A 23274-nucleotide genomic window follows, 5' to 3' on the forward strand; every position below is an offset into this window, starting at 1 on the left:
GACGTGGCCGGGCCGTCAGCCCCGCAGGCGGGCCGGGGCGGGGCCGTCGGGGCGGACGGTGATGCCGTACGCCGTCTTGGCGGGGGTGGCCTCGAAGACCGGGACGTGGCTCGGCAGCAGGTGTTCGAGCAGGACGGTCGACTCGCGCAGCGCGAACTGCACACCGAGGCAGGCGCGGGGGCCGATGCCGAAGGGGAAGTAGGCGCCCGGGTGGGAGGGCCGGCCGTCCGGGGTGAGGAAGCGCCGGGGGTCGAAGCGCTCCGGCTCCGGCCACAGTTCGGGGTCGCGGTGGGTGAGGTAGGGGCAGACCAGGATGTCGGTGCCCGCCTCGACGGCGTGGCCGGCGAGGGTGTGGTCCTCGGTGGCGTGCCGGGGCAGGAGCCAGGCGGACGGGTAGAGCCGGAGCGTCTCGTGGACCAGGGCCTGGACGGCCTGCCGGCGTTCCGCCGAGCCTTCGCCGCCCGCGGCCAGCGCGGCCTCACGGGCCGCCGGATACCGGTCGAGGAGGAGGTACAGCCAGGTCAGCGTGGTGGCCGTGGTCTCGTGCCCGGCCATGAGCAGGGTGACCAGCTCGTCGCGGATCAGCCGGTCGGTGTACTCGGGGTGGTCCGCGGCGGCGTCGAGGAGGACGCGCAGCAGGCCCGGCCCGTCGGGACCTGCCGCGCCGGCCCGGGCGGCGTCGATGGCGTGCCGGGCGACCGCGTCGATCCGCGCGAGATCGGCGGCGACGGCGGCCCGGGCGTCGCCGGTGTCGGCGGGCAGGGTCGGCAGGGCGGTGGCGACGGCGGCCACGGCGGCCAGTTCCCGCTCGGTCCTCTCGTCGAGGGGATGCCCGGTGAGTGAGCGCCAGATGGCGTCCAGGGCGAAGCGGCGCATCTCCTGTCCGACGTCGAAGGTCTGCCCCGTGCGGGCGTATCCGGCCCAGCGCCGTGCGGTGGTCCGGGCGGCCTCGGTGATCCGCTGTGCGTAGCGGCGCATCCCGGTGCCGGTGAACTGGGACTGGAGCAACCGGCGTTGCCGCTTCCAGGCCGTCCCGGTGGCGGCGAGCACCCCGTCGCCGATCAGCAGCCGGGCGCGATGGGAGCGCTTGACGTACAGCTCCGGGTACCGGGCGAGTACCTGCTGGACCGCGAGGGGGTCGGTGACGAGTACCGTGGGGGCCGTCCCGAGCCGGAACGCGGCGACACCGCCCACCTGTTGCCGTACCTCGGACAGCAGCTCGGCCAGCTCGCCCCCGCCCGCGCGCCAGCGCTCCACCAGTCCGGGTCCGGCCTCGGGCACGGGCCGCACCGTCGCGGCATCGCACGGAAGAGCACCGGGACCGGTTTCGACGTCCATGCTTGTCTTCTCCTGGTCGAAGGGGACCGACAGCACGGACTGTACGGGAGCGGACGCAATCGGTGACAGGTCGCCCAGGGGCTCGGCGGTGCGCGGTTGCGGCCCGAACCGCTTACGGCCGGTGGGCCGGGGTGGTAGGACAGGACGCAGTCTGCGCCGGACGGCGCTGGTCCGGTGGGGGGTGGGCTGGGGTGTCCTCGGGCTTACGGGCGTTCGCGCGGCTGGTCACGGCGGCCGCGATCGTCACGGCGTACGTCGCGCTGCACCTGGCGATCACCGCGGGCCTGGACCTGCGGGCCTGCGACCGCTTCCACGGCGCCCCGGCGCGGGCCGCCGCGTTCACCGCCGCGCTGGACCACGCCACCGCGGGGGATGTGTCCGCGCGCGCCCAACTCCGTGCGGGCGAGCGGTGGTTCACGCAGAACGCCCCGTCAGGAGGCAGCCGGAGCGTGGTCTCCGCCGTCGCCCGCGACGCCGAGGCGGGCCGGTTCTCCCCGGCCCGTACGCGGGCCGCCGGGCTGGCGGCCGAGGTCGAGCGGGATCGGACGAGGCTCGCTCACCGGCTGGGCTCGTCGCGGGTGACCGCGCTGGCGTGGGCGGTGCCGGCCGTGCTGCTGCCCGTGCCGGCTCTGTGGCTGCGGCGGCGTCGCCGGTCGGGCGCCGCGGAGATCGTCCGCGTGGTCAACCGCTTCCTCCCGCACCGGCCCTGGTGGCGGCGGCCGCTGTTCCTGGTGGCCAGCGGTGTCGGCTATGTGCTGTTCGCGTCGGGTGTCATCGCCGTCAGCACGGCGCAGCGCAAGGGCTCCGACATGCCGCCGACGGCGTTCATGCTGTCGCTGGTCGGTGGCCTGGCCGCGTTGGGTGCCGGGGTGCTGATCCTGCGCCCCAGCCGCCCCCGTTCGGCGCGCGGAGCGGCCCAGGCGCTGCTGGCCGACGGCCGCCGGCCCGTGCTCTACCTGCGCAGTTTCACCGACGACGACACCACCGCGCAGGTCGACGACTCGGCGGCGTTCATCGGTCTGCACTCGCGGGAGGAGCAGCTCACCGGGGCGTTGGGAGCCGTCGGCCCGGTGATCACGGTGGGCCGGCCCGGGGAGCCGCTGCCACGGCTGGGGGCGGCGCGGTTCTATCTGCCGCTGGACGACTGGCAGCCGACGGTGCTGCGGCTGATGGACCTGTCCCAACTCATCGTGCTGCGGCTGGGCTTGGGCGACGGGCTGTGGTGGGAGATCCAGCAGGCCCGGGACAGCCAGCCGGCGCACAAGCTCGTGCTGCTGGCGCCGGGCGGGCTGCCGGAGGTGGCCGAGCGGCTGGACGAGCATCTGCCGGTCCCGTCCCGGCTGAACGAGCTGGCCGGGGGCGATCTCTGGACCTCCGCCGTCATCACGTTCTCTCCCGACTGGACGCCGCGTGTGCACCCGGTGGGGCCCGTGCCCCGGGCCACGGCCCCGCGGGGAGCGCTGCTGCGTCGCGCCGGAGGCGCCGTGAAGGGGGGCCTGGTCTCCATGATGCTGCTCTCCCCCGCGCACCACGTGGCCCGCACCATGAAGGACGCGCTGGCGTCCGTGGGGGTCCGCAGACGGACGATGGCCTGGCGGGCCACCCTCGCCACGCAGACCTCGCTGTGGAAAGGGCTCGTGCTGGTGACGGCCCTGGCCCTGCTGGCCTGGCTCGTGGTCCGGGCGCTGCGCCTGTTCGGCCTCGGCTGACGCGATTCGTTACGGCCGTCCCGCATGACCTCTCGGGAAACCGGGGACACAACTGGGCAGCGGCCCACCGCATCCCGGTCCCGGGCTGTGCGCAGCGGGCCGCCGGTCTTCGGGGGAGGATCATGGACGGTGCACAGCAGGGCGTTCCGGCGAACGCCGGCCCGGTCGGTGTGGAGCGGCGCAGGGAGGTGACCGGTCCGGCCACCGCCGTGACGGTACTGATCTCGCTGGAGCTGGTGCGTGAGGTCCTGGTGACGGTGGCCAACTGGCGCCTGTACTTCGTCGCCCGCGACTATCTGGCCGGGCGGGCGGCCAGCGCGGAACTCGATGCCGCCGACTCCGACACCCTCGCACAGCTGGTGTCCTGGCCGTCGTTCGTGGTGATGATCGCGGCGGGTGTGGTGTTCCTGGTCTGGTTGTGGCGGGCCCGGATCAACGCCGAGCTGATGAGCGGTGCCGCCGCGCACCGCCGGTCCCGGGGCTGGGTGGTGGGCGGCTGGATCGGCCCGGTGGTCAACCTGTGGGTCCCCTACCAGGTCGTGTCGGACATCTGGCGGGCCAGCGCCCCGCGGCGGACCGTCCCCGTCACCCTGGTCAACGCCTGGTGGGCGCTGTTCGCGGCCACCATCATCGTCAAGCCGATCCAGTGGCGCATGTCCGCGAGGTTCGACAGCTTGCAGGACGTGCAGTCCAACGCGAACGTGTCCACGCTGCTCACGGCGCTCTACGTGGGCGCCGGTGTGCTGGTCATCCTCGTCGTCAGGCGCATCACCGCGTGGCAGGCCCAGGGTGTCCGGAACGCGGCATGACGGTGACGAACATGGGGAAGGTGGCCGGCACATGGCCGGAATCGGTGACTCCTTGTGGAACGAGGCCATCGACGCGGACCACTACCGGGACACGTCCGCGACGTACCAGGCCGCGGTCTTCGAGCAGTACAAGCTGTGCGTGGAGATGGCCGATCGGGTCAGTGCCCGGCGCAACCTCGCCAACACCTTCTTCCTGACCCTGCACAGCGGTCTGCTCGTCTTCCTCGGCACCTGGCTGTCCCAGGAGCACCACCGCAGGTTCCCGGTCGCGCTGGCCTTCGCGGCTCTGCTGGTCCTGCTGGGCATGTGCGCCGCCTGGTGGATCACGGTCCGGTCCTACCAGCAGCTGAACAAGGGCAAGTTCGAGGTGATCGGGGCGCTCGAGGAGCGGTTGCCGGCCCGCGCCTTCGTGGCCGCCGAATGGGGCGCGCTCGGCGAGGGCCGGGACTGGCGTGTCTATCTCCCGCTCGGCCGCGTGGAGCGCTGGGTCCCTCTCCTGTTCGCCGTGGCCTACCTCCTGGGCTTCGCCGCCCTCGCGCGGTGACGGCCGCGGCACCCACCAGCTGCCGCGTGCCGGCTCCCGCTCTCCGTGCCACGCGGCAGGTTAGGGTGAAGGGCACATCGCCTTGCCGGGAAGCGGGTTGTCACATGGTCACCATCGCCGTCACCGGTCACATGGACCTGGCCGACGAAGCGGTCGGCCCCGTGCGCGCGGAACTCCGTGACCTGCTGGCCGGTCTGCGCGACGACACGCTGGTGGGGCGTTCGTGTCTGGCCCGCGGCGCCGACACCCTCTTCGCCGAGGTGGTCCTCTCGCTCGGCGGCCGGCTGTCGGTGATCATCCCGTCCCGGGACTACCGGGAAGCGGTGGTCCCGCCCGCGGACCTCGCCGGGTTCGACGCCCTGCGGAAGGCCGCCTCCGACGTGGTGGTCATGCCCTACGAGCACGCGGGGCGCGCCGCCTACGAAGCGGCCAATCGCCGACTGCTCCAGGGTGCGGACCGTCTCGTCGCCGTCTGGGACGGCAGCGCCCCCACGGGCCGCGGCGGCGGTACGGCGGACACCGTGGCCGCGGCCCGCTCGGCCGGGCTGGCCGTCGACGTCGTATGGCCTGTGGGTGCCGTGCGGTCCGGCAGCTGACCTCCCTACACGTCAAGTGTTTGTCCGGCACATCCTGTTCGCACATCGTTCCGCTGAAGCGAAGTACTTTTCCTGAAGCGAAGTACTTTTCCTGTCAACCGAGATTTTCACCGTTCAATTTGTCACCCGTGAACCGGCGATGCCGCGCACCGGCACATGCCAGAGCCTCGATCAATTCGCATATTTCGGCTCCCTCAACCAGACTGAAAAAAGGTGCCGAATATCGAAAAAGGGGGCTGACATGCCCGTGAACCTCGACAACACAGCACCGCTGTCATGGAAGAACGCCACCGGCGACGACGCCACCATGCTCCAGCACTTGCAGCCGAACATCCTCAAGGGGCATGTCCGCGACCGTCTGCACATCCTGATCCTCGGGTTCGCCGACGCGTCAGCGGGCCGGGCCTTCCTGGCCGGTCTGGTCCCCCTCATGAAGTCGGCCAGGACGGCGCTCGAAGAAGCGGACGCGCACAACCAACACGGCACGAACGGCACCCCCTATGTCGGCGTGGGGCTGTCGGCGCTGGGCTACCAGGCGCTGGGACTGGACAACGTGGAGTTCCACGACGATGTCTTCAACAAGGGGATGAAAGATCCCGAGTCCGTGGCCCGCCTGAGCGATCCCGAGACCACGCAGTGGCAGCAGGAGTACCAGGAGAAGAACATCCACGCCATCGTCCTGGTGGGCGACCACGATGACGACCCTGCCGACGCTCGGCTCGCCGAGGTCAAGGCGCTGCTCACCGATTCGATCACCGTGATCGCCGAGGAGACCGGCCAGACCCAGCGCGATGACGCGGGCCGCGGGATCGAGCAGTTCGGCTATGTCGACGGGCGCAGCCTGCCGCTGTTCCTCGCCGAGGACCTGGACGCGGAGCGCGACACGATGGACGGAACCGACGTATGGAATCCGTTCCTGTCGCTGGGCCGGGTGCTGGTCCCGGACCCGGGGGCCCCCGACCCCGGCACGGACTTCGGCAGCTACTTCGTGCTGCGCAAGCTGGAACAGAACGTGCGGGCCTTCAAGGCGGCCGAGGAAGAGCTCGCCAATACCCTGAATCTCACCAATGACGACCGCGCGCGGGCCGGTGCGATGTTCGTCGGCCGTTTCAGGGACGGCACCCCGCTCACTCTCCAGCCCAAGGCCATAGGCCACACGCCGGTGATGAACAACTTCACCTACGACCAGGACGCCGACGCCCACAAGTGCCCGTTCCAGGCGCACATCCGCAAGACCAACCCACGCGGGTCCGGCCAGTTCGAGGATCCGGAGGGGGAGAAGCGGCATCTGATGGCGCGGCGCGGACAGACCTACGGGGACCGGACGCCGGGCGTCGACCCGGAGAGCGGTGTCGGCCTGCTGTTCATGGCGTTCAACTCCGAGATCGACCAGCAGTTTCAGTTCGTGCAGCAACTGTGGGTGAACAACCCCGGATTCCCCGGACACGGCCAGGCTCCCGAGCCCGGCGTCGACCCGGTCATCGGCCAGGGCAGCCGGCCCCCGCAGTCATGGCCGCTGGTCTGGGGAGAGGACGGGACGCAGGAGACCCCCGCTCCCACGCAGGCCGTGACCATGAAGGGCGGCGAGTACTTCTTCATGCCCTCGCTGCCGTTCCTGAGCAGCCTGTGACGACCGCGCGTCCGTCCCCCAGCAGGCAGGACATGCCATGACCATCGAACACGACAGCCGGGAACTGGCGGCGGCGCACATGGACCCGCCGTTGCAGCGCCTCCTCGAGGCGGCCCGGCAGAAGAACCGGCGGGTGCCCCAGGCCGAGACCGCGCCCCCGGTCACGGCGGGGGTCACCACCATCCCGGTCGGGCGCAGCCCGCACAGCGTCGCGGTGAGCCCGGACGGAACCCGCCTCTACGTGACCGAGTTCAAGGGGGACTCCCTGTCGGAGGTCGACCTCTCCCGTGGGGAGGCGGTGGCCACCATCCCGGTCGGCGAGGGCCCGTACGGCGTGGCGGCCAATCCCGACGGACGGACACTGCACGTCACCGTTCCGGAGACCGAGACGCTGTTCATCATCAACCTTCCGGACGACGAGCAGGGCAGTGGCTTCGGCCATGCGCCGTACGGGGTGGCAGCCGGTCCCGACGGAAAGCGCGTCTATCTGGCGCTGGCCCTGGAAGACCGGGTGTTCGTCACCGACGCGTTCGCGAAAGGGGACTTCGGAACGTTCACCGGCCTGGACTTCCCGGTCGGCGTGGCGGTGAGCCCCGACGGGCGGACGCTGTACGTCACCCACTACTTCGCCGACCAGGTGTCCATCATCGACATCGCGGGCAAGACACTGCTCGGCCGTGTCCCGGTCCCCATCGGGCCGTACGGCGTCGGGGTGAGCCCCGACGGAGACCGGGTGTACGTGGCCCACTTCCCCTTCGACAGCGTGTCGGTGATCGATCCCGGGCGCGAGGAAGTGGTGGGTACGATCCCGGTCGGCGGCGCACCCCGGGGTGTGGCCGTCAGCCCGGACGGAACCCACCTCTACGTGACCAACTTCTTCGCCGACACGGTGTCGGTCATCAGCCTCTGAGGGATCCGGAGCAGCCGGGCGCAGCCGGCCTCAGCCGGTGTGGAGGATCCGAAAGCGACCGGGGTCCGCCGGATCCCGGTCGACGATCTGGATCGGCGGCCAGGTCCATTGCCAGACGCTGATGCCCGGCGTGCGGCAGAACCGGATCGTCCCGCGGGTACCCTCGACCGCGACCTGCTGCCAGGATTCGGCGATGCACGCCAGGTCCGCGCCCTGAGAACGGAGCACTTCGGCGAGGACGGCGATCGTGTCGTAGCCCTCGAACGCGACGAAGGAGGGCTCCTCGCCCAGCTGTTCGCGCAGGGCCGTCCCGACCCGGGCGCCGAGGGGGCCGAGGCGCTCGGGCAGATAGCGCAGGAACGGGATCGCGGCGCCGTCGCCGCCCAGCGATGCCGCCCATTCGGCGAACTCCGGTTGCCCGGCCGGAGCACCCATCAGGATCCCGGCGAGGCGCTGGTCGCGGCGGACGGACCGCGCGAGCGACACTGCCGGCTCAGGGTGGCCGACCAGGAGGAGCAGGGCCGTCGCGCGATGCTCGACGAGCGCGTCGCACACGGCCGTGGGGGTGAGCGCGCTCATGTCGAGTTCGATGACGGTGCCGCCGCGCGGAGCGAGACGGTCGCGCAGGATGCGCGTCCCGGAAGCCCAGTAGACGCTCGGCTGAGCTGCCACGGCGATGCGGCGGTGGCCCGCGCCGAGGAGGAAGTCCGCGTATGTCTGCCAGCCGCGGGACTGCGCCGGGGCGAGGCGCGCGACCCATTCCGTCGGCTCTTCGGTGAGCGCGTCGAGAACCGCCGAAGAGCAGAGGAACGGCAGGCCGAGGGCATCGGCCCGCTCGGCGGCGGCGCGCGCGACGACGCTGTGGTACTCCCCTGCCACGGCGGCCACGCCCAGGCGAGCCAACTCGTCCACGGCCGCCGCGGCCCGCTGTGGATCGGCCGCGGTGTCCCGGACCACCAGCTCAAGTGGTCTGCCGCCGATGCCGCCGGCGTCATTGACCTCCCGAACGGCCAGCTCCAGTCCGGCGAGCAGATGCCGGCCTGCCTCGACCCAACCGGGCCGGGTCAGCGGAACGAGGGCACCGATCCGGACGGACGATCCGTCATTCCGCTCCGCTCCAGGTCGTCGCGATGTGGGCGCGTTCATGCGTCGGTGTCTCCCGCGTGATGATCCGGTTGCAGTCGATGATCAGTTTCAGCGGTCGCCCTCCCCCGACGCGAGCGGTTTGCCGGCGGCGCTGTCCGTGCCGTGGAAGCGGCCCTGCTCGCACAGGGCATCGATCTCGGCGTTCTCCTCCTCGCTGAGCTGCGCGTCCAGCGCCGCGCTGATGACGTCGGTCCCGGGCGCTTGCGGCCGTGTCCGGGCTCTGCCACGATCCGATGACGGTCTCGCCGAGACGCGCCATGTGCCCGGGGACGCAGGCCGGTCGTTTCTTGCGGCGCAAGAACGCAACGGGGGCGGTGATGAGCGTGTCACGGCACGTCACCTGCGGGGTGGGGCCATGGGCGCCACCGCGCTGATCCTCTTCGGCGGACCGGTTGCCGTCGGAACGGCTGCCGGATACCTCAGCGGCGGCCGGCTGAGCAGGCTGCCGGGCGTACGACTGCGACGGCTGTGGCTGCTGTGGCTCGCGGCCGCCGTGCAGGTCGCGCAGCTGGCCACCGCCGGCCTGCCCGGCGCTGCCGGACGCCATCTCGGGGCACCGCTGCTTGCGTTGGCCTTCGGCCTTGCCCTGCTGTGGCTGGGCGTCAACGCACGGGGCAGGTCGTGGCCGTTGAAGACGGGGGTGGGACTGGCACTCACGGGTGCGGTTCTCAATGCCCTGCCGATCGCCGTCAACGGCCGGATGCCCTACCGCCCCTCCTCGGCGGCCGACGCCGGACTGCGCGCCGGGTCCCAGACCGTCAAGAACGTGCCGGCCGGGCACGGCACCCGTCTGCTCGTCCTGGGCGACACCATCCCTCTTCCGCCGCTGCACGCCGTCGTCAGCATCGGCGACGTGCTCCTGGCGACCGCCGCGGCCGTGCTGGTGGCGGCCGCCATGCACCACCCAGCCACCCCCGCTCGAGAAGGGAACCCGCCATGTCCCACAGCCTCACCTGGCACCGCCTGACGCTGATCGCCTTCACCCTCGCCTCGATCGCCGTCCTCCTCTACACCCTCGGCGCCCCCGACTGGACCGGCGGCTGACGAGGTGCCCGCGGAGCCGGTTGCCCAGCGTCCGGCCGGCGGGCCACCGCCGAATCTCCTTTGCCTCGCGGTCTCACCGCCCCGTAGGGTCACCGCGCCCCAGGAGGTGAGGCCGTGACCACGTACGGCACCGTTCTGATTCCCGTGCCGCTCGACCAGGCGGCCCCCGTTCTGCGCGAGATCTGTGCGGCCGGCTACGCGACGTGTGCCGGGCCGGGATTCTGCCTCGTCCATCCGGACCGGTCCGTCGACGACAACAATGTCTTCGCGCTCGCCGGGCCGATCAGCGTCGAGTTGGAAGTCCCGGTGCTGGCCGCTTTCCAGTACGACGGTGACCGGCTGGAGTTGGAGGTCTGGCGGGACGGAGTGCGCGCCCATCGCTACGACTCCTGGCCGGTCCGGGACGATGAGACCGCCGACGACGCACCGCTGGGCGCCGACCCCGCAGCGTTCCTCGACTTCGCCGCCGGGCCCGTGGACAGCCACCGCTTGGCCTCCGCGCTCGCGGACACCCCGATCGACGTGGAGGACATGGACGTGGATGGTGAACCGGGCTATGTCTGGGCCCAGGCCCTGCACTGGGATGTGTTGCGCGGGCTCAGCCACCCGGACCAGGTGATCCGCTGCGCCCAGTGGGACTACTTCCATATGCGGGGCGCGCCGCAGGCGCTCGCGGAGGTGCTGGACAGCACCGAACTCGTCGCCCTGGGCGGGACCGAGCGCCCGTTCTGAAGCCCCGTCGAGGAGGTGGTGCCGAGCCATTCCTGGCGCCCGGCTGCGTAGTCCTCCAGGCGGGCCTGGCGAGCCCTGCGCGGAGCGGGCGGCTCACCGATTCCGGTCGTCCGCCGGGGAGGGTTTACGGTGCCTTCCCCGGCCCTTGCCCAGCGCCGGCCGGTCCGATCCGGAGAGCTTCGCCTCCGGGGGAACCACGGGATCTGCCGGAGGCGGCGGATACAGCAACGCCTTCGCGGCCGCCAGGTCAGGGACGATCCCCACGGTCACCCACTCGGTGCCGTTCCATTCCTCGATCACTCTGGGCTGGTGGGGCTCGATGTGCGCCCCACGGTGGGGACCCGAGGTGAGCGGCACCGCGCGCAGCTTCCCCTTCGCGGCGTTCCGGCGCTCCTCACGACGCCGCGCCCACTCCTCCAACGGCTCCTCGTGCATCGCAGCATCGTGGCGCAGAACCGCGCTCCGCTGCCACCCCAGGCCAACGCCTACCGTCAGGCGAACCCTCGCGCCGTCTCGGTCGACCTTGTCGACGCCCACCGCTTCACCCGGTCGTCGCCTCGCCGTCGACGGGGACGCCCAGCCGGTCGGCCACGGTGGTGAGGGCCGTTCCGAGAGGGAGGGCGACCCGGGTGACGGCGTGCGGGTCGCCCCGGGTGGGGTCCCGGTTGACGATCAGCACCGGCTTCCCGGCCTGGGCCGCCTGGCGGACGAACCGAAGCCCGGACATCACCGTCAGCGAGGAGCCCAGGACCAGCACCGCGGACGCCGTACGGACCAGCTCGCGGCAGTGTTCGACCCGATGCGGCGGAACGGCTTCGCCGAAGAACACCACGTCCGGTTTGAGGATGCCGCCGCATACCGCGCACGGCATCACCCGGAAGTCTCCGACCTGGTCGTCGGTGAGATCGGCGTCACCGTCCGGGTTGATTCCCGCCGCCACCGGTGCGAAGCCCGGATTGGCCTCTTCAAGTCTGCGGGCCAGTTCCCGGCGCGGGCTCACGGTGCCGCAGGAGAGGCAGACGACCCGGTCCAGGCTCCCGTGCAGTTCCACGACGTCCTCGCTGCCGGCGGCCTGGTGCAGGCCGTCGACGTTCTGGGTGATCACCCCCGCGAGCAGACCGTGCCTCCCGAACGCCGCCACCGCCCGGTGCCCCGCATTGGGGCGGGCGCGGCCGAAGGTGCGCCAGCCGAGGTGGCTGCGCGCCCAGTACCGGCGCCGGGCCCGGGTGCTCGCGGTGAAGTCCTGGTAGGTCATCGGGGTGTGCCGGCTCAGGCTCCCGCCCTCGCCCCGGTAGTCGGGGATGCCCGACTCCGTGGAGATGCCCGCCCCGCTGAGCACCAGCACACCGCCGGCGCTCAGCACATCGACGACCGGCTCCAGGTCCGTGGTGCCCGGCGGCAGCTCCCCGGTGGGGGTCCAGCTCAGAGTAGGGCGCATGCGCATGCCGCCAGCGTACGGAAAGGAAGCGGCCGCAGGCGTCAGAGCATCAGCAGCAGCCGTGTCTGGGGGACGAGCTTGCGGTTCACGCTGGTGCTCTGCACGAAGATCGTGAAGTCGTCGTTGTGGTCCGGCTTGACGCGTATCTCCGCGTCCGGCAGACCGAGCAGGGACCGGGCCTCGGGCCCCGTGTACACCCGGTCCGTCTTCTTCTCCAGCACCGCGATCTGCTTGCGGGCCTGGATCTTCTCCGACTTGCTCAGCTGGTAGAACGCGCCACCGGTGCGGTAGGTGTGCCCGCACTCGACGACCCACTCCCGGATCGCCGCGTCCCGCGTCACCGGGATCAGCTCGTAGCCCGACGGGTCCACCGGGGTGAGGCCGGCCGCCTTGATGGTGTCCTTGTTGACCGCCTCGGCGCCCATGGAGAACACCGCCCGCGACCCGCGGATGCCCTTCGTGCGGCCCACCATGAACTTCTCCGTGGCCAGCTGGATGACCTGTCCGGCCTCCTCCAGACCCTGCGTGCTGGTGGCGTCCCAGATGGCGATGTTGTCCTTCGGGAAACCGCACTGCATGGCCTCGCGCCTGCCCATCTGGTCCGGCACGAGGACGGCCAGCGTCCAGTTGTCCTGCTGCGTCTCGATCATCCCGGCCACGGCCCGGACCAGCTCCTGCGGATCCTGGGACGGCGTTCCCGGGCAGCGGTGACTCGCGTTCTCCTGCCCGTCGGTGAGGATGAACGTCAGGAAGCTGTGGTCGCCGTACAACTGGGCGGTCTGCGCCAGCTCCCGCTGCGAGGTCAGTGCGGCCGCCAGCAGCGCCGTCATGCCACCGACCCGGTACAGCTGCTTCAGGGACGGCATGCGCAGCACGTCCTTGTCGTAGATGACGCACTCCACCTTGTCCGCGAAGACGTACACGGTGACGCGGGTTTCCTGGTCCAGCTCCCTCGACCTGCGGGCGAGGTAGGCGATCTGCCGGTCGGCGACGTCGACGACCGCGCGGCTCAGGTGCGACATGGACGAACTGGCGTCCAGCACGAGGGCGACGTGATTGATGTAGTTCTGGCTCCCGGACATGACGGCTCCCCCTGGTTCCGATGCGATGTCCTCACCGTCTCACGCACCACTGACAATCGACCGGCCCCGCATCCGCCACCGGTCAGGGCAGCGTCCACCACCGGACGGTGACGAGGTAGAAGACGGCAACCCAGAAGGTCATCACCACCGCGACGACACCGAGGCCACGGAGGTTGCTCCGTGCCGCCGGTTCGTCCGGCGGTGGCCGCAGCCATCGCCCGAGCAGCGGGTTCACGTAGTAGGGCATGGTCAGGAAGCTCATGATGAAGCTCGACAGCAGGTTGCCCACGAGCAGGCCGATCCAGAGCGGCAATTGCAGCGGGGACAGAGCGAGCGTCAGCAGCACGACGGTCGGGTAGAGGCCGACCCAGATGGCGAGGGAGGTCCTGGTCTCGGAGGGCGGCGGCGGTGCCTGCCTGCCGTTGCCCTCGAAGGCGAACCAGCTGCCGAACGAGTTGTCGATCGTACGCAGTCCGAAGTCGCTGAACTTCTCGCCCTCGGCCAGGATCTCCTGACGCTGGGGCGAGGTCAACCAGGCGTCGAGGTGCTCGGCGGTGTCGTAGCGGTACAGCGTGGTCCACTCCTCCTGGAGACCCTCGATGGGGCGGAAGAGCTCGGTCCCCCGAAACCCCTCGAACTTGCTCTCCTCCTCGACCATGTGGTGCTGCCAGTCGAGGAAGTCGTCGACCTGGTTCGGGGCGACGCGGTGGGTGACCACCACGGTGACCAGTGGATCCAGTGACTGGGTGCCGCTGCTGACCACCTGCTGGGTCGCCGGACCGTCGAAGTACCTGGCGCCGGCGTCGAGATATGTCTGCCTGGTCCCGCTGTTGATCCACGCCTGGAGATGCGCCACCGAGTCGAACCGGTACACCACGACCCAGTCGGGTTGCAGCGATGTCGGCGGGGAGATCTCGGCACCCAGGAAACCGGGGTAGTAGGCGGCCGCGGCGTTGAGATCCTCCTGCCACGACTCGTACTCCCGTTCCATCCCGGGCAGCACCTTCTGGCCGATGATCGCCGTCGCCGCGGCGGCTACGTTCCTTTCGGTGGTCATGGTGGCTCAACCTGTCGGCACCGAGTGCTCCGCAGGGAGCCGGCCGTAGATGCGTTCCGGGGTCAGCGGCAGCGCACGGTAGCGGACGCCCGTGGCGTCATGCACCGCGTTCGCCAGCGCGGGAGCAACCGGGTTGATACAGCACTCCGCCATCCCCTTCGCCCGCAGGGGCCCCACCGAATCCGTCGAGTCCACCAGGAGGACCTCGGTACGGGGGATGTCGGCAAAGGTGGGGATGCGGTAGTTCCGGAGGTTCGGGTTGACCATGACGCCGCTGTCGTCGAGGTGATGGTTCTCGGTCAGCGCGAAGCCGATTCCCTGGGCGACGCCGCCCTCCACCTGTCCCCGGACCTGCGCCGGGTTGATGATCACTCCGGCGTCCGCCGCGTGCACGCTGTACAGGATCCGTATCTCACCCGTCACGCGGTGTACGGCGACCCGGAACCCCTGCGTGTTGGAGGTGACGCTCCGGGGCGAGCCGTATGCCTTGCGTGCGGCGGTGAAACGGATCCCGCGCGTCCGGGCCAGCGCGACGAGTTCGGCCAGCGACACCCGTCGGTCCCCGCAGACGACACCGTCGTCGTCCATCATGCACATCACGACATGGACGCCCGTGTGGGCCGCGGCGAAGTGCAGGATGCGGTCGCGCACGGCATCGGCCGCCCGCAGGACCGCGTTGCCCGCCACGAAGAGGCCCGCGCTCGCGAAGGCACCGGTGTCGAATGCCGTGCGGTCGGTGTCGGACTGCACCAGACGGATCCGCGACGGCGTGGTGCCCAGCTGGTCGGCCGCGATCTGCACGTGGGCCGTGGAGGTTCCCTCCCCGAACTCGGGGGTGCCTACGGCCAGTTCGTAGACGAGATCGTCGCCCAGCGTGACCCAGGCCTCGGAGATGTGTTCCGTCGGAGGAGCGGTCTCGTGGAGGGAACTCGCCACGCCGGTTCCGACGAGCCACTCGGGGCCCGGAGGTGGCGGGGCGGCCGTCCGGGCCAGGGCGTCACCCACCAGGTCGATGCAGGTGGCGAGCCCGTCCTCGGTGAAGGTCACGTCGTCGGGGCCCTCGTGCAGGGCCACCAGAGGCTCACCCGGCCGCACGATGTTGCGCCGGCGCAGCTCCAGCGGATCGAGGTGAAGAGCGCGGGCCAGTTCGTCCATCGCCGACTCCACGGCGAACGCCGGCTGCGTCATCCCGTAACCGCGCAGCGCCCCGCTCGGCACGGTGTTCGTGTAGACGGAGTACGCGTCGTACTTCTTGTTGGGGCAGCGGTAGATCATGACGGCGGCTCCGCCCGCGTACAGCGTTTCGCCGCCGTGGTTGCCGTAGGCGCCCGTGTTCGACACGTTGCGTACCTGGAAGGCGGTGAGCGTTCCGTCGGACTTCGCGCCGAGCTTGACCGTCAGGGTCATCGGATGCCGGGGCGAGGCCGTGGTGAACTCCTCCTCACGGGTGTACTCGAGACAGGTGGGCCGCCCGGTGTCCAGGGTGGCGAGCGCGACCAGGTCCTCCGCGATCACCTCCTGCTTGCCGCCGAACCCGCCGCCGACCCGCTTGCAGAACACCCTCAGCTGGTCCGGGCGCAGCGCGAACAGGTACTCCAGTTTGACCTTCGCGATCGACGGAGACTGCGAACTGGTACGGACGTTCAGCCGGCCGTCCTCCATCCACGCGATCGAACCGTGGGTCTCCAGATGCGCGTGCTGCACCCGCGGCGAGAAGTACGTGCCTTCGTGGATCACGTCGGCCGCGGCGAATCCCGCGTCGACGTCGCCGATGTGCGAGTGCAGTTCGAGCAGGATGTTGCGGACGGGGTCGCGGACGAAGGGGTCGTGGGAGCCGTGCAGTTGGGGGGCGCCGTCGGCCATCGCCGCCTCGGGGTCGAACACCGCCGGCAGCACCTCGTACTCGACCGCGAGCCGCCGGCAGCCCTCCTCGGCCGCACCGACCGTGTCGGCCAGCACCGCGGCCACGCGCTGGCCGGCGAAGCGGACCGTGTCGTCGAGGATGTAGGTGTCGTCCGGGTCGACCAGGTGGTCGGTGTGGATCGCCGTGGTGAACCGTCTGCGGGGGACGTCCTCCCAGGTGTAGACCCGGTGTACGCCGGGCACCGCGAGGGCGGCGGCCTTGTCGATCGAGAGGATCCGGGCGTGCGCGTGGGGTGAGTGCAGCAGCTTGAGGTGCAGCATGCCGTCGATCCGCGTGTCCATGGTGAACTCGGCGCGCCCCGTCACCACGTCGTGACCCGCGGGCGCGCCGACGCTCGTCCCGACGGCCCTGCCCGGTGCTGCCGTCTCCACCGCGCTGATGCCCTGCACGGCGTCCTCGATCGCCCGGTATCCGGTGCAGCGGCACAGGTTGCCCTTCAACGCCCGTGGCAGATCAGCCTTCTGGTCCTCGCTGAAGGTCGCCGCCGTCATGATCATCCCTGCGGTGCAGAAGCCGCACTGGAACCCCGGCGCCTGCTCGAACTGCCGCTGCACGGGATGCAGGGCGCCGGGTCGTCCCAGGCCTTCGATCGTGGTCACCTCACGGCCGTCCGCACGGAACGCGGGGGTGATGCAGCTGTGTACCGGTGCGCCGTCCAGCCACACCGTGCAGGCGCCGCAGTCACCCGCGTCGCAGCCCTTCTTGACGCCGAAGTGGCCCAGTTCGCGCAGGAAGGTACGCAGGCACTGGCCGGGGGCCGGCTCCCGGTCGAATTCCCTGCCGTTGACGACGTAGCTCATGCCAGGTCCCCAGCCGTGAGTTCGCGGCAGATCTCCTCGGCGAAGTGCCGTGTCAGATGCCGGCGGTGGTCAGGGGTCCCGTTGGGATCGGCAAACCAGACCTCGGCCGGCAGGGCGTCGATACTCTCCCGCAGGGTTCGGACATCGGGCAGGGAGTCGAAGGCGATGCGGACCGGCCGCGTGGTGCCGGCGGTGAGGGTGAGCAACAGGTCGCTGGCTCCCAGCCGTTGTGTGCCGACGAGGAACACGGTCGAACGGCCGAGCCGGGTCAGCGTGAAGCGGCGGTGCGCGGTGCGTTTACGCAGCGCGTGCTCCGGAATGGTGATGCGCCGAAGCAGCTCCCCGGGGGCGAGGATGTTGCGGTGGTCGCCGGTGACGAAGTCGAGGGCGTCGACACGGCGCAAGGAGCCGTCGGGCGCCCACAGTTCGTACTGCGCCTCCAGCGCGACCGTCAACGTGATCATCGGGCCGGCGGGCAGGGACATGCAGATGTTTCCGCCGACGGTCGCCGCGTTCCAGACCTTGAACGAGGACAGGAACGCCTCGCAGCTCTCCCGGAAGAGGATTCCCGCGACCCAGTCCATGGGCCATGGGTGGGCGTACAGGTCACGAATGGTGCAGGTGGCGCCGATCTCCAGGCCCTCGTCCGTCAGGACCAGGGGCTCCCAACGCAGCGCCGTCAGGTCGATCAGCCGTCGCAGGTCCGGCTGCTCCGTGGAATAGAGCCACGTTCCGCCCGCGAGCCAGGCATCGCCCTCGCGCCAGTCCGTGCCCGGCCGCTCGGACGGTCGCCGGACTACTTCGGTGATGGTGTTGAGGTCCATTGAAAACCGACCTACGAGAGAACGGACCCCACGGAAGACTGAGCCGCGAGACACCGGCGGACACAGATGCTTTTGTCATAGTTTATCGCAGCATAGGGATGCGGGCCGGAGGGTGAGGACATCGGAAAGTAGCCGGCGCACCCCGGTCAGTCACCCCTGGTCATGTCTCGCCGAGGAGTGGGCAAGCAACTCCGGGAGGCAGGCCGAGCGGAACGAACTGGCGATCCCGGAGCGAAGCGTTGAACCGCCTGGCCGAGCAGGCCGGGGCCGATGCCGGGCTGTCGCTCCGGCATCGGCAAGGTGGCTGGGCGGGCAGTCCTGTTCATCCGGCACCGCGGCGACGCGGCCGATGGGGGGCGGGCTGCCTGGCGCCTCCCGCAAGATCCTGCCGATCGTGCGGGATACGGACGGCCCGGTGCAGGTCAGGGCGGTCGGCGAGCGGCTGGGGCTGGACGCCTTGGTACACGGCAAGCCCTCCTGCTAGAGCACTAACGGCCGCTGAAGAAGTCGGTGAGGGCGGCAGCGACGGCCTCGGGCTGCTCCTCGGGGATGTAGTGACCGGCGTCGGGCACGATGACGCCGGTCACGTTCTCGGCCCACGGGCTGATGGAGGCCGCCATGTCCGGGATCGAGCCGTGGCTGCTGGAGATTGCGAGGACGGGCACGGTCAGGCGCCGTTGCTCGAGTGCCGCGCGGTTCTTGCGCGCGGACTCGGCGGCGGCGCGGTAGTAGGCGAGGCCGGCGCGCAGGCCGCCGTCGACGGCGAGGGCCGCGCCGTAGTGGTCGAGCTCTGCTTCCTCGAACGCGTCGGGCGCGAGGGACTTGGTCTTCAAGAACCAGCTGATGTACTCCCGCTCGCGTCCGGCTATCAGCGTCTCGGGAAGACCGGGCACCACGTGGAACGCGAAGTGCCAGGTCTTGAAGGCCAGAGCCGGGTCGAGAGGGATCGCTTCCGGCATGGTGATGCCGGGAATTCCGGCGTCGAGCAGCGCGACCCCGTGCAGTCGGCTCTCGTGGTTCAGAGCGAGGGAGAAGGCGACCCAGGCGCCGATGTCGTGCCCGGCGAGCCAGTAGTCCCGCACGCCGAGAGCGTTCACAGCGGCCTGGATGTGCGCGGCGACCGTGTGCGTGTCGTAGCTGAGCTCCGGATGCTCGGAATTGCCTTGGCCCGGCCGGTCGATCGCTATGACCCGGAACCGATCGGCGAGAGCAGGCATGACCTTTCGCCAGGCCCACCACGTCTGCGGGAACCCGGTGAGCAGGACGACGGCCGGTCCGTCCGGCCGACCGCCTTCGACGGCGTGCAGGCGGACGCCATCGGCGTCGACCCAGCGGTGCGTGAATCCGGCCAGGTCATGCAGGGGCAGGGCGGGGACGGGATTGGTCATGGGAATCCTCCGTCGAGGCGGGTGGACCGTCACTCGACGCTAGCACATCTTGAACTGATCAGTTCAAGATGAGAGGATGGGCCGCATGGCAGGCAAGAAGCAGTTCGACATGGACACGGTGCTCGACGCCGCGATGATCCAGTTCTGGCGCTCCGGCTACGCCGACACCTCGCTCGACGACCTGTCCCGGGCGACCGGCCTGAACCGCAGCTCGATCTACTCCTCGCTCGGCGACAAGGACACGCTCTTCCTTCGCTGCCTGGATCGCTACGCCACGCGCTACGGCGACAAGTTCGACGCCGCCCTCTCGTGCGCGGCCGAGGACCCCGTCGCCGCCGTCCGGGCGTTCTTCGATGTCACCCTGCGGCGCATCGCCGACCCCGCCGTGCCGGACGGATGCCTGATGGCCCAGTCGGTCATGGCGAGTCCGACGCTGAGCCCGAGCGTCGCAGAGCATGTCAAAGAGTTGTTCGGCCGACAGCGCCGGCGCCTGCGCACCGCGCTGAAGGCCGGCGGAATGTCCGACGAGGACGCCGAGGACTTCGCCGTACACGTAGCGGCCGTGAACCAGTCCCTCGCGGTGATGGGGAGGGCCGGGTCGAGCCCGGAGCAACTCCGGGCGATCGTCGGTGTGACCGTCGACGCGCTCTCGCGGGCGCTGAGACCGGTCGGATAGCCGGCCAGGGCTGCCGGCCGCCGCCGGCCACGGACGGCAAGGGAGAGCACCGCGGTCTTTGTGAGCTCAACGCGCTTCTCTGCCATGACCCTTGACGGAGCATTCCGTCAGGCTTGATTATTTCATCATTGCGACGGTGTTACTCGGAGACACCTGGTGTCGGCTTGTGGGCGTCATCACCGGGCTGCGCCACGGGATGGGCGCGGGAATTGACGCCTGCGCTCGGGCCCGCACGTCCCGACTCCGCTCTCTCACGGCTCCTTCAGGAGGGCTGTTCATGCCCATACGTACGGAGATCCCCGTCTACCACCCCGATCTGTACTCGGCCTCGGCCATCCGTGACACTCATCCGCATTACGCCGCGCTGCGTGACCTCGGCCCCGTGGTCTGGCTGAGCAGGCACAAGGTCTACGCCCTGCCGCGCTACGCCGAATGCAAGCAAGTGCTGCTGGACGACGAGACCTTCGCCTCCTCGGACGGCGTCGCCCTGAACCCCGTGGCCAACCGCGTGGGCCAGGGCACCACCCTGTTCAGTGACGGCGACGACCACGCCCGCCGCCGCTCCCTTCTCGCGCACCGCCTCACCCCCAGGGCGCTGCGCACGATGAAGGACACAGTCGAGAAACAGGCCGCCGCCGTGGTCGCCGCGGCCGTTGCCCGCCGGACGGTGGATGCCCTCGAGGTCGCCACGGCCCTGCCGATGTCCGTCGTACCCGACCTGGTCGGCTGGCCCCAGCAGGGCCGCGAACACCTGCTGCGCTGGGCCGGCGCCACCTTCGACGCGCTGGGCCCGCTCAACTGCCAGACGGTACGCACACTTCCGGCGTCCCTCGGCATGCTGCGCTACGCGCGCGGTGTCGTACGGGACCGGTCCGTCCTGGACGGCAGCATGGGCCACGACCTGCTGCGCGCCGCCGACGAGGGCCGGATCATGCCGGCCGAGTGCGCCACGATGATGATCGACTACCTGGCGCCGTCCCTGGACACCACGATCAGCGCCATCTCCAGCGCCCTGCACCTGTTCGCCACCCACCCCGAACAGTGGCGCCTGCTGAAGGCGGACCCCGGCCTCGCCCCGAAAGCGGTCAACGAGATCGTCCGCTACGAGTCGCCGATCCGAGGCTTCTCCCGGACCGCCGCCCGCGACACGGAACTCGCGGGCATCCCCCTGCCCAAGGGCTCCCGAGTGCTGGTCCTCTACGGCTCCGCCAACCGCGACCCGCTGGAGTGGGACGACCCGGACACCTTCGACATCCGCCGCGACGCCGCCCGCCAACTCGGCTTCGGATACGGCACCCACGGCTGCGCCGGCCAGGGCCTGGCCCGCATGGAGACCTCCGCACTGCTCAGCGCCCTGGTCGCACGTGTCGACCGCATCGAGCCCGTCGGCACACCTGAATGGGCGCTGAACAACGTCATCCACCGCCTCGAGCGCCTGCCGCTCGAACTCATCCCCGCCTGACCCCCCGCACGCCCCCTTCGAGGACCGCTGAGGACCGCACCATGAAGATCTCCGTCGACCACGCCCGCTGCGAAGGCCACGGCCTGTGCGCCGGCCAGGCTCCCGACATCTTCAGCCTGGACGACGACGCCGAACTCACCTACCGCTTCGACGGCACCGAAGTCCCCGACGAGCATCAGTCCGCCGCCCGCACGGCCGTCAACGCCTGCCCGGTCGCCGCCCTGCGAGCCCTGTCGTGACCGCACCGCACTCGGTGCTCGTCGCCGGCGAGTCACTCGCCGGCACCACCGCCGCGCGCCACCTGCGCAGCCTCGGCCACACCGGGCGGCGCCTACTCCCGCCCGCCGCTGCCCAAGGCGGCCCTGAAAGATCCGGCCGCCGTCGCGGCCGACATCCGGCGCCGTGTCGTGACGACCGCCGACGGCCGACAGGCCGGCTACGACGCGCTGATCGTCGCCACCGGCGCGGACGCCCGACGGCTCGCAGCCCCCGGGCAGCGGGGCGAACCCGTCCTGCGCACCCTGGACGACGCCCGCGGCGGTGTGTTGCCGGACCGGCTGCCCGGCGGGGACTCGTGCGCCGTGCGGCTTCCTGCACCGTCCGGCGGGTTCGTGTCAGTCGGAGTCGGAGACCAAGTCCGTGAGCCGGCGCATGAGCGTGACCAGTTGGACGCGTTCGTCCGCCGTGAACGCCTCGTAGGCGCGCGCCTGCCGCTCCCGCAATCGCTCCCGGAGCGTGGCGAGCAGCTCGGTGCCCTGTGCGGTCAGGCTGACCAGGACCCGCCGCTCGTCCTGCGCCGACCGGCGCCGCACCACGATGCCCTTGGTCTCCAGTTGCTGGAGCATCCGCGTGGCCGTCGGCACGCTGACGTCCGCGCCGCTCGCCAGCCGGCCCACCGGCAGGTCCGGCTGCGCGGTCAGCGGTTCGAGCAGGGCGACCTGGGCCAGGGAGAGTCCGCCGTAGTGGTCGGCGCCCGCCGAGCGGGCCCGGCGCATGGCGACGAAGAGCGCGTCGGCTGCCTGCGCCATCTCTTCCGCGCTGACGTCGCCGACCGCGGTGACCTGATCGGCCCTGTACTCCTTGCTCATGGAGGTGTAACTTACCAGAGTAATAATTAGCTAACTAAATATTGGTCCACCAAATATTAAGAAGCGAGGGAACTCGTGACCTCTCCGTACCGCATCGACGTCCACCAGCACCTCATCCCCCCGGCCTACCGAGCCGTGATGGACCGCCACGGCGTGACGGCCGGGGGCTGGCCCATCCCCGCCTGGGACGCCGGCAGCGCGCTCGCCGCGATGGACCGCCGCTCCATCGCCACCGGCATCCTCTCGATCAGCGCGCCCGGCACCCACTTCGGCGACGACACCGAGGCCCGCGCGATCGCCCGCATGGTCAACGAGTACGCCGCCGAACTGGCCAAGGACCGCCCCGACCGCTTCGGCTTCTTCGCGAGCCTCCCGCTGCCGGACGTCGACGGAGCCCTCGCCGAGGCGACGCACGCCCTGGACGAACTGCACGCCGACGGCGTGGTGCTGCTCTCCAACGTCCGCGGCCGCTACCTCGGCGACAAGGAGTACGAGCCGCTGTGGGCCGAACTCGACGCCCGCGAGACGGTCGTGTTCGTCCACCCCGACGTACCGCCGCTGCCCATGCTGGAGGGCATGCCCGGCCCGCTGCTCGACTTCCCCTACGACACCACCCGCACCGCGGTCCACATGACGCTGAACGGCGTGATGGGCCGACACACCCGGATGAAGGTGATCCTCTCCCACGCCGGCGGCTTCCTGCCGTACGCCGCCTGGCGGTTCACCGCCGGCGCCCAGTTCAACCCCGGCACCACACCCCTGGGCATCCTGACCGACCTCCAGCGCTTCTACTTCGACACCGCGCTGTCCTCCACCCCGGCCGCGCTGCCCTCCCTGCTGGCCTTCGCCGCACCCGGACACATCCTCTACGGCAGCGATCACCCCTTCGCCCCGGAAGAGTCCGGCCTCCTCCTCGACTCCGTCCTCGACGGCTACGACGGCTTCGAGCCGGGCCAGCTCGACGCCATCAACCGCGTCAGCGCCGAGGCGCTCTTCCCGCGTCTGGCCGGGATCTGACCCGGGCGTGAAGGGCTGAGCGGCCGGACTGCACCTCCTCCAGGACCGGAGTTCGCGCCC

22 protein-coding genes are annotated in these 23274 nt (G+C 70.6%); 12 read left to right on the plus strand and 10 right to left on the minus strand.

Annotated elements, in window-relative coordinates; all coding sequences use genetic code 11:
• Positions 1 to 15 precede the first annotated feature (15 nt).
• Positions 16 to 1338: a cytochrome P450 gene (locus ACZ5CZ_RS29320; RefSeq protein ID WP_468947289.1), complete on the minus strand. Its 1323-nt coding sequence runs from the start codon at positions 1336 to 1338 to the stop codon at positions 16 to 18.
• Between the two features lie 191 nt (positions 1339 to 1529).
• Here ACZ5CZ_RS29320 and ACZ5CZ_RS29325 point away from each other — a divergent pair, with 191 nt between their 5' ends.
• The 6 genes from ACZ5CZ_RS29325 (at position 1530) to ACZ5CZ_RS29350 (ending at position 7536) form a co-directional block, all read left to right on the plus strand.
• The gene (locus tag ACZ5CZ_RS29325; protein WP_468947290.1) at positions 1530 to 3047 is read left to right on the plus strand and encodes a transferase; all 1518 of its coding nucleotides are present in this window, start codon (positions 1530 to 1532) and stop codon (positions 3045 to 3047) included.
• 122 nt (positions 3048 to 3169) lie between these two features.
• Complete coding sequence (locus ACZ5CZ_RS29330) at positions 3170 to 3856, plus strand: DUF4328 domain-containing protein (protein WP_468947292.1); 687 nt, start codon at positions 3170 to 3172, stop codon at positions 3854 to 3856.
• 31 nt (positions 3857 to 3887) lie between these two features.
• On the plus strand, positions 3888 to 4400 hold the full coding sequence (locus ACZ5CZ_RS29335; RefSeq protein ID WP_385841310.1) for a RipA family octameric membrane protein: 513 nt from the start codon (positions 3888 to 3890) through the stop codon (positions 4398 to 4400).
• A gap of 104 nt (positions 4401 to 4504) precedes the next feature.
• On the plus strand, positions 4505 to 4996 hold the full coding sequence (locus ACZ5CZ_RS29340; protein ID WP_385841311.1) for a hypothetical protein: 492 nt from the start codon (positions 4505 to 4507) through the stop codon (positions 4994 to 4996).
• 241 nt (positions 4997 to 5237) lie between these two features.
• Positions 5238 to 6626 carry a Dyp-type peroxidase gene (locus ACZ5CZ_RS29345; protein ID WP_468947294.1) on the plus strand — a complete coding sequence of 463 codons (1389 nt, stop codon included), beginning with the start codon at positions 5238 to 5240 and terminating at the stop codon, positions 6624 to 6626.
• A gap of 37 nt (positions 6627 to 6663) precedes the next feature.
• On the plus strand, positions 6664 to 7536 hold the full coding sequence (locus tag ACZ5CZ_RS29350) for a YncE family protein (RefSeq protein WP_468947296.1): 873 nt from the start codon (positions 6664 to 6666) through the stop codon (positions 7534 to 7536).
• A 30-nt stretch (positions 7537 to 7566) separates the two neighbouring features.
• On the opposite strand, the gene ACZ5CZ_RS29355 is transcribed toward ACZ5CZ_RS29350, so the two are convergent.
• Positions 7567 to 8682 (minus strand): ABC transporter substrate-binding protein, encoded by a 1116-nt coding sequence (locus tag ACZ5CZ_RS29355; protein WP_468947298.1) that lies wholly within the window; start codon positions 8680 to 8682, stop codon positions 7567 to 7569.
• Positions 8683 to 9037: 355 nt separating this feature from the next.
• Between ACZ5CZ_RS29355 and ACZ5CZ_RS29360 the strand changes: the two genes are divergently transcribed.
• Both ACZ5CZ_RS29360 and ACZ5CZ_RS29365 read left to right on the plus strand, forming a co-directional pair.
• Complete coding sequence (locus ACZ5CZ_RS29360) at positions 9038 to 9649, plus strand: DUF5317 family protein (protein WP_468947300.1); 612 nt, start codon at positions 9038 to 9040, stop codon at positions 9647 to 9649.
• A gap of 191 nt (positions 9650 to 9840) precedes the next feature.
• On the plus strand, positions 9841 to 10458 hold the full coding sequence (locus ACZ5CZ_RS29365) for a hypothetical protein (protein WP_468947302.1): 618 nt from the start codon (positions 9841 to 9843) through the stop codon (positions 10456 to 10458).
• Between the two features lie 93 nt (positions 10459 to 10551).
• Here the strand turns inward: ACZ5CZ_RS29365 and ACZ5CZ_RS29370 are convergent, their stop codons facing one another.
• From ACZ5CZ_RS29370 to ACZ5CZ_RS29400, 7 genes are all read right to left on the minus strand, one after another.
• Complete coding sequence (locus ACZ5CZ_RS29370) at positions 10552 to 10995, minus strand: DUF6087 family protein (protein ID WP_468947304.1); 444 nt, start codon at positions 10993 to 10995, stop codon at positions 10552 to 10554.
• Between the two features lie 4 nt (positions 10996 to 10999).
• On the minus strand, positions 11000 to 11902 hold the full coding sequence (locus ACZ5CZ_RS29375) for an NAD-dependent protein deacetylase (protein WP_468947305.1): 903 nt from the start codon (positions 11900 to 11902) through the stop codon (positions 11000 to 11002).
• Positions 11903 to 11937: 35 nt separating this feature from the next.
• Positions 11938 to 12978: a vWA domain-containing protein gene (locus ACZ5CZ_RS29380; protein ID WP_467540443.1), complete on the minus strand. Its 1041-nt coding sequence runs from the start codon at positions 12976 to 12978 to the stop codon at positions 11938 to 11940.
• An 82-nt stretch (positions 12979 to 13060) separates the two neighbouring features.
• Positions 13061 to 14035: an antibiotic biosynthesis monooxygenase gene (locus ACZ5CZ_RS29385; protein ID WP_468947307.1), complete on the minus strand. Its 975-nt coding sequence runs from the start codon at positions 14033 to 14035 to the stop codon at positions 13061 to 13063.
• A gap of 6 nt (positions 14036 to 14041) precedes the next feature.
• Positions 14042 to 16759 carry a molybdopterin-dependent oxidoreductase gene (locus ACZ5CZ_RS29390; protein WP_468947309.1) on the minus strand — a complete coding sequence of 906 codons (2718 nt, stop codon included), beginning with the start codon at positions 16757 to 16759 and terminating at the stop codon, positions 14042 to 14044.
• A complete protein-coding gene (locus ACZ5CZ_RS29395; protein ID WP_468947310.1) occupies positions 16756 to 17583 on the minus strand; it encodes an FAD binding domain-containing protein in 828 nt (275 codons plus the stop codon). The genes ACZ5CZ_RS29390 and ACZ5CZ_RS29395 overlap by 4 nt, the downstream gene beginning before the upstream one ends.
• A 488-nt stretch (positions 17584 to 18071) precedes the next feature.
• Complete coding sequence (locus ACZ5CZ_RS29400; RefSeq protein WP_468947311.1) at positions 18072 to 18971, minus strand: alpha/beta fold hydrolase; 900 nt, start codon at positions 18969 to 18971, stop codon at positions 18072 to 18074.
• Between the two features lie 85 nt (positions 18972 to 19056).
• On the opposite strand from ACZ5CZ_RS29400, the gene ACZ5CZ_RS29405 reads away from it, so the two are divergent.
• The 3 genes from ACZ5CZ_RS29405 (at position 19057) to ACZ5CZ_RS29415 (ending at position 21348) form a co-directional block, all read left to right on the plus strand.
• Complete coding sequence (locus ACZ5CZ_RS29405) at positions 19057 to 19647, plus strand: TetR/AcrR family transcriptional regulator (protein ID WP_468947312.1); 591 nt, start codon at positions 19057 to 19059, stop codon at positions 19645 to 19647.
• A gap of 277 nt (positions 19648 to 19924) precedes the next feature.
• Entirely contained in the window at positions 19925 to 21109 is a 1185-nt protein-coding gene (locus ACZ5CZ_RS29410; RefSeq protein ID WP_468947313.1) for a cytochrome P450, read from the plus strand.
• Between the two features lie 41 nt (positions 21110 to 21150).
• Positions 21151 to 21348 (plus strand): ferredoxin, encoded by a 198-nt coding sequence (locus tag ACZ5CZ_RS29415; RefSeq protein ID WP_468947315.1) that lies wholly within the window; start codon positions 21151 to 21153, stop codon positions 21346 to 21348.
• A 375-nt stretch (positions 21349 to 21723) separates the two neighbouring features.
• On the opposite strand, the gene ACZ5CZ_RS29420 is transcribed toward ACZ5CZ_RS29415, so the two are convergent.
• Positions 21724 to 22197: a MarR family winged helix-turn-helix transcriptional regulator gene (locus tag ACZ5CZ_RS29420; RefSeq protein ID WP_385841331.1), complete on the minus strand. Its 474-nt coding sequence runs from the start codon at positions 22195 to 22197 to the stop codon at positions 21724 to 21726.
• A gap of 75 nt (positions 22198 to 22272) precedes the next feature.
• Here ACZ5CZ_RS29420 and ACZ5CZ_RS29425 point away from each other — a divergent pair, with 75 nt between their 5' ends.
• Entirely contained in the window at positions 22273 to 23214 is a 942-nt protein-coding gene (locus ACZ5CZ_RS29425) for an amidohydrolase family protein (RefSeq protein ID WP_468947316.1), read from the plus strand.
• Positions 23215 to 23274: the final 60 nt, after the last annotated feature.

It is taken from the genome of Streptomyces sp. NPDC031418, from assembly GCF_055581605.1.

Bases quoted from the DNA above. Each gene is read 5' to 3' on its own strand.
- ACZ5CZ_RS29380 (WP_467540443.1), bottom strand. From the start codon at position 12,978: ATGTCCGGGAGCCAGAACTACATCAATCACGTCGCCCTCGTGCTGGAC.
- ACZ5CZ_RS29345 (WP_468947294.1), top strand. From the start codon at position 5,238: ATGCCCGTGAACCTCGACAACACAGCACCGCTGTCATGGAAGAACGCC.
- ACZ5CZ_RS29415 (WP_468947315.1), top strand. From the start codon at position 21,151: ATGAAGATCTCCGTCGACCACGCCCGCTGCGAAGGCCACGGCCTGTGC.
- ACZ5CZ_RS29395 (WP_468947310.1), bottom strand. From the start codon at position 17,583: ATGGACCTCAACACCATCACCGAAGTAGTCCGGCGACCGTCCGAGCGG.
- ACZ5CZ_RS29410 (WP_468947313.1), top strand. From the start codon at position 19,925: ATGCCCATACGTACGGAGATCCCCGTCTACCACCCCGATCTGTACTCG.
- ACZ5CZ_RS29350 (WP_468947296.1), top strand. From the start codon at position 6,664: ATGACCATCGAACACGACAGCCGGGAACTGGCGGCGGCGCACATGGAC.
- ACZ5CZ_RS29385 (WP_468947307.1), bottom strand. From the start codon at position 14,035: ATGACCACCGAAAGGAACGTAGCCGCCGCGGCGACGGCGATCATCGGC.
- ACZ5CZ_RS29390 (WP_468947309.1), bottom strand. From the start codon at position 16,759: ATGAGCTACGTCGTCAACGGCAGGGAATTCGACCGGGAGCCGGCCCCC.
- ACZ5CZ_RS29405 (WP_468947312.1), top strand. From the start codon at position 19,057: ATGGCAGGCAAGAAGCAGTTCGACATGGACACGGTGCTCGACGCCGCG.
- ACZ5CZ_RS29330 (WP_468947292.1), top strand. From the start codon at position 3,170: ATGGACGGTGCACAGCAGGGCGTTCCGGCGAACGCCGGCCCGGTCGGT.
- ACZ5CZ_RS29355 (WP_468947298.1), bottom strand. From the start codon at position 8,682: ATGAACGCGCCCACATCGCGACGACCTGGAGCGGAGCGGAATGACGGA.
- ACZ5CZ_RS29335 (WP_385841310.1), top strand. From the start codon at position 3,888: ATGGCCGGAATCGGTGACTCCTTGTGGAACGAGGCCATCGACGCGGAC.
- ACZ5CZ_RS29360 (WP_468947300.1), top strand. From the start codon at position 9,038: ATGGGCGCCACCGCGCTGATCCTCTTCGGCGGACCGGTTGCCGTCGGA.
- ACZ5CZ_RS29340 (WP_385841311.1), top strand. From the start codon at position 4,505: ATGGTCACCATCGCCGTCACCGGTCACATGGACCTGGCCGACGAAGCG.
- ACZ5CZ_RS29400 (WP_468947311.1), bottom strand. From the start codon at position 18,971: ATGACCAATCCCGTCCCCGCCCTGCCCCTGCATGACCTGGCCGGATTC.
- ACZ5CZ_RS29420 (WP_385841331.1), bottom strand. From the start codon at position 22,197: ATGAGCAAGGAGTACAGGGCCGATCAGGTCACCGCGGTCGGCGACGTC.
- ACZ5CZ_RS29320 (WP_468947289.1), bottom strand. From the start codon at position 1,338: ATGGACGTCGAAACCGGTCCCGGTGCTCTTCCGTGCGATGCCGCGACG.
- ACZ5CZ_RS29375 (WP_468947305.1), bottom strand. From the start codon at position 11,902: ATGCGCATGCGCCCTACTCTGAGCTGGACCCCCACCGGGGAGCTGCCG.